The organism is Polaribacter marinus (assembly GCF_022662535.1).
Classification (GTDB): domain Bacteria; phylum Bacteroidota; class Bacteroidia; order Flavobacteriales; family Flavobacteriaceae; genus Polaribacter; species Polaribacter marinus.
Map to the genome: position 1 here is coordinate 349,430 of NZ_JAKQYM010000001.1, position 13,474 is coordinate 362,903.

Annotated in this window: 9 protein-coding genes; 3 read left to right on the forward strand and 6 right to left on the reverse strand. The window is 29.0% G+C overall.

What is annotated here, in order from left to right; translation table 11 throughout:
* Positions 1 to 52: 52 nt before the first annotated feature.
* The 4 genes from MC378_RS01570 to MC378_RS01585 are packed head-to-tail and all read right to left on the reverse strand — an operon-like array spanning position 53 to position 4,724.
* Positions 53 to 739 (reverse strand): LytR/AlgR family response regulator transcription factor, encoded by a 687-nt coding sequence (locus tag MC378_RS01570; RefSeq protein ID WP_242176956.1) that lies wholly within the window; start codon positions 737 to 739, stop codon positions 53 to 55.
* Positions 729 to 2,465, reverse strand: a complete 1,737-nt coding sequence (locus MC378_RS01575; protein WP_242176957.1) for a tetratricopeptide repeat-containing sensor histidine kinase — start codon at positions 2,463 to 2,465, stop codon at positions 729 to 731. The genes MC378_RS01570 and MC378_RS01575 overlap by 11 nt, the downstream gene beginning before the upstream one ends.
* 60 nt (positions 2,466 to 2,525) lie before the next feature.
* Entirely contained in the window at positions 2,526 to 3,533 is a 1,008-nt protein-coding gene (gene murB / locus MC378_RS01580) for a UDP-N-acetylmuramate dehydrogenase (protein ID WP_242176958.1), read from the reverse strand.
* Positions 3,534 to 4,724 (reverse strand): pyridoxal phosphate-dependent aminotransferase, encoded by a 1,191-nt coding sequence (locus MC378_RS01585; RefSeq protein WP_242176959.1) that lies wholly within the window; start codon positions 4,722 to 4,724, stop codon positions 3,534 to 3,536.
* 205 nt (positions 4,725 to 4,929) lie between these two features.
* Between MC378_RS01585 and MC378_RS01590 the strand changes: the two genes are divergently transcribed.
* Positions 4,930 to 6,222 carry an aspartyl protease family protein gene (locus MC378_RS01590; protein WP_242176960.1) on the forward strand — a complete coding sequence of 431 codons (1,293 nt, stop codon included), beginning with the start codon at positions 4,930 to 4,932 and terminating at the stop codon, positions 6,220 to 6,222.
* Here the strand turns inward: MC378_RS01590 and MC378_RS01595 are convergent.
* Positions 6,219 to 6,623: a DUF1573 domain-containing protein gene (locus MC378_RS01595; protein WP_242176961.1), complete on the reverse strand. Its 405-nt coding sequence runs from the start codon at positions 6,621 to 6,623 to the stop codon at positions 6,219 to 6,221. The two genes, MC378_RS01590 and MC378_RS01595, sit on opposite strands and share 4 nt — an antisense overlap.
* A gap of 125 nt (positions 6,624 to 6,748) precedes the next feature.
* Between MC378_RS01595 and MC378_RS01600 the strand changes: the two genes are divergently transcribed.
* Both MC378_RS01600 and MC378_RS01605 read left to right on the forward strand, forming a co-directional pair.
* Complete coding sequence (locus tag MC378_RS01600) at positions 6,749 to 9,385, forward strand: valine--tRNA ligase (RefSeq protein WP_242176962.1); 2,637 nt, start codon at positions 6,749 to 6,751, stop codon at positions 9,383 to 9,385.
* Between the two features lie 101 nt (positions 9,386 to 9,486).
* On the forward strand, positions 9,487 to 10,356 hold the full coding sequence (locus tag MC378_RS01605) for an OmpA/MotB family protein (RefSeq protein ID WP_242176963.1): 870 nt from the start codon (positions 9,487 to 9,489) through the stop codon (positions 10,354 to 10,356).
* A 57-nt stretch (positions 10,357 to 10,413) separates the two neighbouring features.
* On the opposite strand, the gene MC378_RS01610 is transcribed toward MC378_RS01605, so the two are convergent.
* Positions 10,414 to 13,311: an FAD-binding and (Fe-S)-binding domain-containing protein gene (locus MC378_RS01610; RefSeq protein WP_242176964.1), complete on the reverse strand. Its 2,898-nt coding sequence runs from the start codon at positions 13,309 to 13,311 to the stop codon at positions 10,414 to 10,416.
* Positions 13,312 to 13,474 lie beyond the last annotated feature (163 nt).

Genomic DNA, 13,474 nt, shown 5'->3' on the forward strand with positions numbered 1-13,474 from the left:
ATAAAAAATAATAAACTTAGTGAAATGGGTTTTTTTTTAGTGAAATGACTTTTTAAATTTCATTCATAAAAGAGATTAATGCCTCTTTTCTTGCTCTACTTAAAGCAACTTCAAATTCATGAATCACAACAGTATGATTGCTTATGCTTTTAATTTTTTGCGTGTTTACCCAATAAGAACGATGTACCATAAAAAAATGATTTCCTTTTAATTGCTCACGAGTTTTCTTTAAAGTATGTGGAACCAGTAACTTTTTTTCTGCAGTTTGTATATAGCAATAATTATCAAAAGCTTCTAAAAAAAGAATGTCGTTTTCTGGAATTATATGAACATAACCATCTGTTTTGATTGTTAATTTATTTCCGTTTTTAGATAAATATTGTTGCCAAACAACACTAATGCTACTCCATAAACCTGTATCTGTAAAAGGTTTTACAATATAGCCTAATGGTTTTGTTTTACTAACTTCTAATAAAGTTAAAGGATCTGTTTGCGATGTGAGGTAAAAATAGGGGAGTTGTTGTTGATCTAAAACTTTAGCAAATTCAACTCCAGAGACACTATCACCTAATTGAATATCGATTAAACACAAATCTGGTTTTTCTAAGTAAAATAATTCTTCTGCTGCAGTAACCGTTTCTGCAATACCAATTACGTGAAATCCTTTTGCTTCTAGAGCATATTGAATATTTAAAGAAATAAAAGGGTCATCTTCAATAATCAATAATTTATGCTTCATTATCAACAAAAGGTATTTCTAGGTGAATTGAATAGTTATTTTGATTTTCTGGTAATTTACTAGCTTTTAGTCGTTTAATTAAAATTGCGATTAATTCAGATCCATATCCTGATTTTGTAGAGATTTCTTTTGTGTTGTTTCCATTATCAAACATTTTAAAATCTAAAATTTTATCTAATTTATTAATTTGTATTGTAATGGTTTTATTTTCAAAATCTTTACTCCAAGCGTGTTTTATGCTATTTGTGGCTAATTCATTTATAAGTAATCCAATAGAAGTTGCGATGTCTATATTTACATTAATTGAAACAATGTTTTGGTCAATTTTAATTTGTGATACTTCGTATGAGCGCGTTATTTCTGTTATTAAATCTTTAACGTAAATTTTTAAATCGATGCCAAGAATGTTTTCTTTTGCGTATAATTGTTGATGCAGAATAATCATAGAATTTACTCTTTGTACAGCGTTTTCTAGAGCTTTTACTGCACCTTCAGCTTTACTGCCTCTTGCTTGTAGTTTTAACAAACTACTCACCATTTGAAAACTATTTTTAACACGATGATGTGTTTCTCTTAGCAACATGTTTCGTTGCTTTAAAGTTGTTTCTAATAATTTTTTACTGGCAATTAGCTGTTTCCTTTTTTGTGCATTTTTGTATAAAGAAAAGATTACAATACATAATATTAGGAAAGATAAAGAGGTAAGTAATAACCAAAAATTTCGTTTTTCAATTTCTGACTTTATTTGCGCATCTTTTTTTACAGTTTGATATTTTATTTCTGCATCTACAATGCCTGTATCATATTTTTTTTCAAAAAGTTTTTCATTAACTTCAATTAAACTATCTTTATATATATTGGACTTTTTGTAGTCTTCTAGAAAATGAAGGGCATTTGAAATTGTACTATAATAGTGTTTTTTATCATTTAAAGATGTAAGGTTTTGGAAACTTTTTTTGAACACTGAAATATAATCTGTAACATTCTTTTTGTTATTAATTTCAATAGAGTTTTCAATAATTCCCTGATATAATCTTCGATATTTTTTGTTACCTTTTATTGAATCTGTTTCAATAGCTTCTTTATAAAGCGCAATAGCTTCTTTGTATTTTTGCTGCTTACTTAGATTGCCTGCTAATCCCGATTTTACAAGTACAAGTCCCCAAGGATATAGTTTATTCGTTTTTAAAATAGCTTTAAATATTTTATTAGCTTCATCAAATTTATTTAAATCACCTAGAATAATTGCTAAATTTAGCATAGTGCCACTTTTTATTCGAGAATCTTCTGGACTATGGTCTACTGCATTTTGAGCATAAATTACTGCTCTTTTAAAATCTTTCGTTCTTACATATAATGAGCTTAATCCACTATATAGCATTGGTAAAAAATCTATATAGTGTGCTTCTGCTAGTGAAATGGCCTTTAAATAGGCATTTGCTGCTTCTTTATAGTTGTTTTTTACTTGTTCTAAGTATAAACCTTTTACTTCTAAATTAAGAATTTCTCCTCGTTTGGAATTGTTTTTTTTAGCATAAGCAATTCCTTTGTTAGCGTAAAACAAAGCGCTATCACTTTCAGAGTTTATAAAACTATATGCTTTGTTTGAAATTGCTCTTGCAATAGAATCTGTTTTTGTTGGTTCTTTTTCTTGCCCATGAGTATTGGTTTGAAAAAAACACAAAAGAAGTAATACTATTGTTTGTATTGGTTTGGTAATAGCCATGTACTATATTTAAGTATAGAATTTAGTACAATATAGCAATTATTTTAAGATGAATTTTAACTAAATGATATTCACTTCAATTTCTAAAGCAATTTCAAATTTTTCAAAAACTATTTTTTTGATTTCTTTTGCTAATTGATAGATTTCCATTCCCGATGCATTTCCGTAATTTACAAGAACCAAAGCTTGTTTTTCATGTACGCCATAATTACCAAAACGTTTCCCTTTAAAGCCAGCTTGTTCTATCAACCAACCAGCAGGAACTTTAACTTCTGTTTCGGAAATTGTATAACTTGGTATGTTTGGAAAAATTTCTTGTAGTTTTATAAAATGCGATTTTAAAATTACCGGATTTTTAAAGAAGCTACCGCTGTTTCCAATTTTTTTAGGATCGGGTAATTTACTTTTTCTAATTGCAATTACAGCGTCAGAAATATCTTTTAGAGTAGGGTTTGTTATTTTTTTTGAGTTTAATTCAGACTCAATTGCTCCGTAAGAAGAGTTTAACTGATGATTTTTTTTTGTTAATTGAAAACTTACTGAAGTAATGATATATTTACCTTTTACTTTATTCTTAAAGATAGAGTTTCTATAGCCAAAATTGCACTCATGATTAGAAAAAGAAGCTAATTTTCCAGTTTTAATTTCAAGCGCTTCAACTTTTGTAATAGTATCTTTTACTTCAGTTCCATAAGCACCAATATTCTGAATAGGGCAGGTACCAACATTTCCAGGAATCAAGGATAAATTTTCTATCCCCCCATAATTGTTTTCTACACACCACAAAACAAATTCGTGCCAATTTTCTCCTGCATTTACGGTCAAATAAACAGAATTATCATTTTCTCTGTCAATAGAAATCCCTTTAAAATTTAGATGTACTACTAATTTATCTATATCCTTTGTGAGCAACATATTGCTTCCTCCAGAAATTAAGAAAATATCTTTTTCAACTTTTAAAAGTTGTTGTAATTGATAAACAGAATCAACAGAAATAAAACGTTTGGCATTTACAGAAATACCAAACGTATTATAATTTTTTAACGATATGTTTTCTAAAATTTCCAATTAATATTGGTATACTTTTAAAGCTTCTTCTAAAATATGAATAGCTTTTAATAAACTCTCTTCGTTTAGTACATATGCAATTCTTATTTGGTTTAATCCTACTCCTGGAGTAGAGTAAAAACCTGCAGCTGGTGCCACCATAATTGTTTCTCCATCTACATCAAAAGACTCTAGAAGCCATTGTGCAAAATGATCAGAATTTTTAATAGGCAATTCTACAATGCAATAAAAAGCTCCTTTAGGTTTTGCAACCTTTACCCCTTCTATTTTTTGCAGTCCTTCAATTAAAGTATTTCTTCTTTTTACATATTCTTCTTTTACTTCATCAAAATAACTTTGTGGAGTATCTAAAGCTGCTTCGGAAGCAATTTGTGCTAAAGTTGGCGGACTTAATCTTGCTTGTGCAAATTTTAAAACTGTTTTTATAAGCTCTTTGTTTCTAGAAACTAAACAACCAATTCTTGCGCCACACATGCTATATCTTTTAGACACAGAATCTATTACAATGGTATTGTCATTAATGCCTTCTTCTTGTAAAATAGAATAATGTTCTATTCCGTCATAGGCAAATTCTCTATAAACTTCATCTGCAATTAAAAATAAATCGTGCTTTTTTACAATGGCAGCAAGCTTTTTAATTTCTTCTTTGCTATACAAGTATCCTGTAGGATTTCCTGGGTTACAAATTAAAATGGCTTTTGTTTTTGGTGTAATTAATTTTTCAAACTCTTCAATAGGAGGTAAGGCAAAATTATCTTCAATTTTAGAAATTACAGGAACAATTTTTACGCCAGAAGCAGTAGAAAATCCATTGTAATTAGCATAAAAAGGTTCTGGAATAATGACTTCATCATCAATATCCATGATACTACCAAAAGCAAACAATAAAGCTTCAGATCCCCCTGTAGTTACAATAATATCATCATGTTTTACATGAATATTGTGTTTACTATAATAGTTGGCAATTTTGGTTCTGTATTTTTCCGATCCTTCGGATCTTGTATAAGAAATAATTTTTAAATCGTGTGCCGTAACTGCTTCTAAAGCTACTTCAGGCGTTTTAATGTCTGGTTGACCTATATTTAAATGATATACAGTTTTCCCTTGTTTGTAAGCTATTTCTGCATAAGGAACCAATTTCCTAATAGGAGACTCTGGCATTTGAATTCCTTTCTTAGATATTGAAGGCATATTTATTTTATATTAAGTTTAGTCTGCAAATTTGCAAAATATTTTTTGGATTAAATGCTCTTAAATCAAGAAAGTTTATAATACTATATTTTGTTAAATTGATAATAAAAGGTATGAAAAAATCGTATATTCATAAAATAATTTTAAATTTTTGAAAAGAAAAACATTACATATTGTTTTTATTCTCCTTTTGATTTCTTTTACAATGAATTCTCAATTGGGATTTCATTTTAAAAAATCAGCTGTAATAAAGCAAAAAATAGATTTTAAATTAATTAATAATTTAATAGTAATTCCAATAGAAATTAATGGCAAAGAATTGTCTTTTATTTTAGATACAGGTGTTAATAAAACAATTTTATTTAGTCTTTCAAAGAATGATAGTGTTGGGCTTAAAGATGTAAAGAAAGTTAAATTACAAGGCTTAGGTAAAGGAAACCCTGTAGATGCTTTATTGTCAAAAAACAATAACCTTAGAATAAACAATATCTTTAGTACTAATGAAACTGTTTATGTTATTTTAAGAGATTATTTTGATTTGTCGAGTAAAATGGGAACAACTATCCATGGAATTATAGGGTATAATTTGTTAAAAAATCTAATTTTAAAAATAAACTATAATTCAAAAAAAATTACCTTTTATAATCCTAAAAAATTTAACTATAAAAATTGTAGAAAGTGTGAAATTTTTCCTTTGGAGTTTTATAGAAAGAAACCATATATAGATGTTCAGGTTCAATTAGATACTGTTGGTAATACTGTAACGGATGTAAAAATGTTGATAGATTCTGGAGGAAGTGATGCAATTTGGTTATTTGAAGGCACTAAAGAAACAATTCAAACACCAATATTATTTTTTAATGATATTTTAGGTGAAGGATTAAGTGGCTTTATTTATGGAAATAGAAGTAGAATACCAAAAATGAAAATAGGAAGCTTTGTTATAGAGAAACCTACGGTTTCTTTTTTAGATTCTCTATCAACAAGAAATGCTAGAAATTTTAGTAAAAGAAATGGAAGTATTGGAGGGAATATTTTAAAGAGATTTAAAGTTTGGATAGATTATCCTAACAAAAAAATTACCTTGAAAAAAAGTGCTTCACTAAAAGGCGGATTTAATTATAACATGAGTGGTTTAGATGTGGTTTACAACGGTAATAAACTTGTAAAAATAAAAGACGATACAAAAATTATTAGTTATTCAAAAGGGGACTTTACTTCAACAAGTAGTAAAACTATTTCTTTTACTACAAATTATAGTTTTAAATTTTTACCATCCTATAAAGTAGATAAAGTTATAAACGGATCTGTTGCCGATATCGCAGGTATTAAGTCTGGTGATATTATTTTAAAAATAAATGGAACTTCTGCTCACGATTTAAAATTAAATGATATCATTCACAAATTTCAAGAAAAAGATGGAAAAAAAATAAAGATAGAAATTAAAAGAGGAAGAGAAGTTTTAAAGTTTAATTTTCGTTTAAAAAAACGAATTTAACTATCAGAAAGTATACTTTTTTCTTTCATTAAAGAAATTCCTTTACTAACATATCCTTTAATTTTCACAACCTTTCTAGGGGTTTTTGCGTTCGAAAAAATAGTAATTTGTTTAGAAAAACCACCAACTCTTTTCGTGTCATAAGAAACTTTAATTTCTCCTTTTTCACCAGGCATTATAGGGTTTTCTGGTTTTTTAGGTACTGTACAACCACATGATGATTGTATGTTTTTTATAATTAAAGGTTGATCACCAATATTTGTAAAAATAAAAGTTCTTTCTCCGTTAGAATCTTTTGCGATTTTTCCATAATTAATCGTTTCGTTTTTAAATTGAAATTCTTGAGCATGAACTGTAAAAGAAAATAAAAATAAAACGAAAATAGATGTAAAGCTTTTCATAATTAAATGATTTATAGTGTAAAATTATAACTTATTTTTTGTTTTAAAAAATCAACTACTAATTTTCTCTACAAAAATAGATAATTGTATTTTTGCTAACTATATTTCAAAAACTATTCCAAAGTATGACAATTCCATCTAAATATGATGCAAGCCAAGTAGAAGGTAAATGGTATGACTACTGGATGAAAAATAACTATTTTCATTCTACTCCAGACGAAAGAGAACCTTATACAATTGTAATTCCTCCACCAAACGTTACCGGAGTTTTACATATGGGGCATATGTTGAATAACACAATTCAAGATGTATTAATAAGACGTGCACGTTTATTAGGTAAAAATGCTTGTTGGGTTCCTGGTACAGATCACGCATCTATTGCAACTGAAGCAAAAGTTGTTGCTAAATTAAAGGAACAAGGAATTAGTAAAAGCGATTTAACGCGTGAAGAGTTTTTACAACATGCTTTTGATTGGAAAGATGAATATGGAGGAATTATTTTAGAACAATTAAAAAAGTTAGGAGCTTCTTGTGATTGGGAAAGAACTGCTTTTACCATGGATCCAGAAATGTCTGAATCTGTAATTAAAGTTTTTGTTGATTTATATAACAAAGGCTTAATTTATAGAGGTTACAGAATGGTAAACTGGGATCCTGAAGCTAAAACAACACTTTCGGATGAAGAAGTAATTCATGAAGAAAGACAAGGCAACTTGTATTATTTAGAATATAAAATTGAAGGATCGGAAGATACTTTAACCATTGCAACAACTCGTCCAGAAACTATTTTTGGTGATACAGCAATTTGTATCAACCCAAATGACGAGCGTTTTACGCATTTAAAAGGTAAAAAAGCAATTGTTCCTTTAAGCGGAAGAGTAATTCCTATTATTGAGGATGAATATGTAGATTTAGAATTCGGTACAGGTTGTTTAAAAGTAACGCCTGCACACGATGAAAATGATAAGAATTTAGGAGATAAGCATAATTTAGAGGTTATCGATATTTTTAATGAGGATGCAACTTTAAATTCTTTTGGATTACATTATCAAGGAAAAGATCGTTTTGTAGTTCGTAAAGAAGTTGCTCAAGAATTAGAAGAAAAAGGGATTTTAGTAAAGACTGAAGTTCACACTCATAAAGTAGGAACCTCAGAAAGAACCAAAGCCGTTATAGAACCTCGATTATCTGATCAATGGTTTTTAAAGATGAAGGATTTAGCGCAACCTGCAATTGATGCAGTTTTGGGTGAAGATGCAGAAATCAATTTATATCCTAAGAAATTTGAAAATACCTACCGTCATTGGATGGAAAATGTACGTGATTGGAATATTTCTCGTCAACTTTGGTGGGGACAACAAATTCCTGCGTATTTCTACGGAGATGGAAAAGAAGATTTTGTAGTTGCTGAGAATATTGAGAAAGCTCTTGAGCTTGCGAAAGAGAAAACTAATAACCAACAACTAACAACTAACAACTTGCGTCAGGATTCTGACGCACTGGATACTTGGTTTTCTTCTTGGTTGTGGCCAATGTCTGTTTTCGACGGAATTAGAAATCCAGAAAACGAAGAAATTAAATATTATTATCCAACAAACGATTTAGTTACCGGGCCAGATATTTTATTTTTCTGGGTAGCAAGAATGATTGTTGCAGGGTATGAATACAAAGACGAAAAACCTTTCCAAAATGTTTATTTAACTGGTTTAGTTCGAGATAAACAAAGACGAAAAATGTCTAAATCTTTAGGAAACTCGCCAGATGCTTTAAAATTAATTGATGATTATGGAGCAGATGGAGTAAGAGTTGGATTGTTATTAAGTTCTGCAGCCGGTAACGATTTAATGTTCGATGAAGATTTATGTCAGCAAGGAAAAGGATTTGCCAATAAAATTTGGAATGCCTTTCGTTTGATAAAAGGTTGGGAAGTTGATGCAACTTTACCACAACCAGAAACCTCTAAAATTGGTTTAAAATGGTACGAAGCGAAGTTTCAAAAAACGTTAACAGAAATAGAAGATCATTTCTCTAAATACCGTTTGTCGGATGCTTTAATGGCTATTTATAAACTAATTAATGACGATTTTTCTTCATGGTTATTAGAGATTGTAAAACCTGCTTACCAGCAACCGATAGACAAAACTACGTTTGATGCAATTATTGAAGTTTTAGAAAATAACTTAAAAGTATTGCATCCATTTATGCCTTTTTTATCGGAAGATATTTGGCAATATATTGCTGATAGAACGCCAGAAGAAGCCTTGATTATTGAGAAATATCCAGTAATAAAAGATTTTGATGCACAAATTATTGCTGATTTTGAATTTGCAACAGATGTCGTATCAGGATTAAGAACCATCAGAAAAGATAAAAACATTTCTTTTAAAGATGCTGTAGAGTTATTTGTAATTGATAATGAAAAGAACTTAAAAGAGTTTGATGCTGTTATTCAAAAGTTAACAAATACTTCAACAATTAATTATGTTTCAGAAAAAGTAGAAGGTGCTTCTTTTAGAGTAAAATCTAACGAATATTTTGTGCCAATTTCTATAGAGAATATAGATGTTGAGGCTGAAATTAAAAAGTTAGAAGGCGAGTTAAAAAGAGCAGAAGGTTTCTTGTTCGGAATTACAAAGAAGTTATCTAATGAGCGTTTTGTATCAAATGCACCAGAGCAAGTTATTACTTTAGAACGTAAAAAAGAAGCAGATACAATTGCTAAAATTGATACTATAAAAAGTAGTTTGAAATCACTTAAATAAATAATGGTTTACAAAATATTTGTAAAATCATAAAAAGAAGATGATATATAATATTTTAAAAAAAAAATTGTTTATACACTATAACTATTAAAATATAAATAATGAAAAAATTAATTATTCCAATTACAATTTTGTCTTTATTAATGACTTCTTGTGTTTCAAAAAAGAAGTATGCTAGTTTAGAAACTCAGTTTAATGAAACAAAAGGAACTCTTCAAAAAACTACTTTAGAAAAAGAAGAGTTAGAAACAAAGTTTGCAAAAATTGAACAAAGAGTAGCAAATTATAACAAAAAAATAAATTCTTTAAAAAGTGATAATGTTACTTTGCAAAAAGAGAACGATGTTAAATTAGATATGGTTGGTAATGCAGCTGTTATTTCTAATATAACAAGAAAAAGAATGAATGAAACTTTAGCAAAAGTAGATCCTGCAGTTGTTGCCAAAGCAAAAACATTAAAAGATTCTTTGAATATTGCAATTTCGTATAATTTAAAAAATAAGATCAATACTTCTGATTTAGCTACTTCTGATGATTTAAATATAGATATAGACCAAACAGTTGTAATGATATCTATTTCGGACAAATTATTATTTAATACAGCAAGTTATCAGGTAAAACAAGGTGCTTATTCATTAATTGAAAAACTTGCCAATGTTATAAAATCTGAACCAAGTATGGACGTAATGATTGAAGGTCATACAGATTCTAGAACTATAAGCAATATTGCAGTACAAGACAATTGGGATTTAAGTGTAAAAAGAGCAACTTCTATTGTTCGACTTTTAGAGAAAAAGTATAAAATTGAGGGAAGTAGATTAATTGCTTCTGGTAGAGGTAGTACGGTTCCTTTAGTTGATAATAATTCGGAAGAAAATAGAGCAAAAAATAGAAGAACTAGAATTGTGATTTTACCAAATTTAGATAAGTTTTTTGCTTTATTAGCAAATGAAGAACTTGCAGAAAAATAAAATAAAAATATTGTTTTAATAAAAAAAGCTCCTTTATAAAGGAGCTTTTTTTTTGTTTTATGATAATGCTTCTTTTAATATTGTAATTGGATGTTTCGCAATACGTTTTGTTCCATCAAAAATTTGATGTCTACAACTTGTACCCGCTGCAGCAATTTCTGTATCGGTATTACAATTTCTTATTTTAGAAAATAAAGTATCTTCTCCAATTTGCATACTTACTTTATAATGTTCTTTTTCATATCCAAAAGAACCCGCCATTCCACAGCAGCCAGTATTTAGAATTGTTACTGTATAATTCTCTGGTATGTTTAATATTTGAAAACTAGAATGTGTTCCAGACAATGCTTTTTGATGACAGTGTCCGTGGACTTTTAAGGTTTTAGGTTTTTTTGTAAAAAAACTTTTATTAATGTTTTCTTTTTCTAGTTCTTTTGCTAAAAATTCTTCGAAAGTAAATGTGTTTTCTGCAATTTTTTCCGCAGATTTTTTATCATCTGCCAAACGAATATATTCATCTCTAAAAGTTAAAATTGCTGAAGGTTCAATCCCAATTAACGGAGTTTCATCAGAAATTAAATCTTTAAAAATTGTGATGTTTTTGTTGCAAATTTCTTTGGCTTCTTTTAAAAAACCTTTTGAAATATGACTTCTACCACTTTCGTCGTGAGAGATTGATTTTATCTCGTAGCCCAATCTTTCTAATAGAATTACAGCGTCTTTTCCAATTTCGGCATCATAAAAATTGGTGAACTCATCATTAAATAAATAAACCGCTTTTTTAGAAGGTATAAATTGATGTTTTTTAAGCCAATTTTCTAACGTTTGTTTTGCTAATTTTGGAACGGAACGTTCGGTTGCAACACCCATTATTTTTTTTGCAAATTTGGTATTGGTTAGAAAGTTAGTAATTGTAGGGAATTTACTTCCTAATCTATTGTATTTAGCATTGTTTGCAAACAAATTACTTCTAAAAGAATATCCATTTGTTTCTTGATATTGATATAGGAATTCTGCTTTTAAAGAAGCAACATCTACATTACTCGGACATTCAGAAGCACAAGCTTTACAGCTTAAACAAAGGTCAAAAACTTCTTTTAATTCTTGATGATTAAATTTGTTTGTTTCCTCAGAATTGGTAAGAAACTCACGCAAAGTATTTGCTCTTGCCCTTGTGGTGTCTTTTTCATTTTTAGTAGCTCTATAGCTAGGACACATTGTTCCTCCGGCAGAAACTGTTTTTCTACAATCTCCAGAACCATTACACTTTTCGGCTAATTTTAAAATACCTTCGCTTTCAGAAAAATCTTGAATGGTTTTTATTTCGGGTTCTTTTCTATCAATTTCATAACGTAGGCTTTTGTCCATTAGAAAAGCATCTGTTATTTTTCCTTGATTAAATATGTTATGAGGATCAAATGCTTTTTTTATTCTTCTTAATAATTGATAATTTTCTTCTCCAATCATTAAAGGAATAAATTCTGCACGTACAATTCCGTCTCCGTGTTCTCCACTAAAAGAACCTTTGTATTTTTTAACTAATTCAGCAGTTTCTGTTGTGATTTTTCTAAACAATACAACATCTTCTGATTTTTTTAAATTTAAGATTGGGCGTAAATGTAATTCTCCTGCACCGGCATGGGCATAATAGACTGCGTTTTGCTGATATTTATCCATGATTTTGGTGAATTCTATGATATAACTTGGCAAGTCTTCTAAAGCTACTGCTGTGTCTTCTATACAAGCAACGGCCTTCATATCTCCAATCATATTTCCCAGTAATCCTAATCCTGCTTTACGTAAATAATGGACTTTTGCAATATCTTCTCCATATACTTTTGGGTGATGATAACCAAAATTGTTTTTTTCTAAATCTGCAATTAAATTATTAGCTAAAACTTCTGTTTCCTCAATAGAGTTTGAAGAAACTTCTAACATTAATATCGCTGCTGGGTCACCTTGTAAAAAGAATCTGTTTTTTGCTTGTTCTCTGTTACTTTTTGTACAATCTAAAATGGTTTTATCCATTAGTTCACAATTGTATAAGTTGTGTTTCATTGCCGTAACAGTAGCAATTAAGCTCTCATTAATACTTGCAAAATGAGAACAAACCATAATACTTTTTTGTGGAGGTAAATTGTTTAACTGTAAGGTTATTGATGTAGAAAAAGCTAAAGTACCTTCGCTTCCCGACAAGAATTTAGCAACGTTTATGGTTGGTGAATTGCCTCCAAATAAATCAGACTTTAAGAATTCATCAACAGCATATCCTGTATTTCGTCTATGAATAGTTTCTTTTGGAAACTGTTCCTTAATTTCTTGCTGATGTTTTTTTGAAGAAAGTTCTTCAAAAATAGATTTGTAAATTTTACCTTCTAAAGAATTTTCTTTTGTTTTTTGAATGAATTCTTCCGATGTGATTTCTTTAAATGTAGCTTTGCTACCATCACTTAAAATAGTATCAATAGCTACTACTTTATCTCGTGTAACTCCATATTTAATAGATGTACTTCCGGATGAATTGTTGCCTACCATTCCACCAATCATACATCTATTAGATGTTGAAGTGTTTGGGCCAAAAAATAATCCAAAAGGTTTTAAAAAAATATTTAACTCGTCTCTGACAACCCCGGGTTGTAAGGTAATTGTTTTGGCTTGCTCATCGAATTCTAAAACATTTGTAAAATGTATAGAAACATCAACTACAATTCCATCACCAACACATTGTCCTGCTAAAGAAGTTCCTGCAGTTCTTGGGATTAATGTAATGTTGTTTTTAGTAGCAAAATCTATTAGTACTTTAATGTCTTTTTCATCTTTTGGAAAAGCAACTGCTAACGGAATTTTTCTATACACAGAAGCATCTGTAGCATATAGAGTTTTATGTAAACTGTCAAAAAGTACATCTCCAGAAAGTGAGTTGTGTAGAGTTTCTAAAGTAGAATTATCGATCATTTTTATAAATGGAATAAATTTTCATAACAAATATCTGAATAAAAATATCATTAAAAGAAAATAGCGAAGATCATTCTATATTTTTATAGATTATTTAATTTTTGAATAGGAAAATTAAGAATTCAAAATTAAATACATTTTTAGAAAAAAAAACTTTACGTTT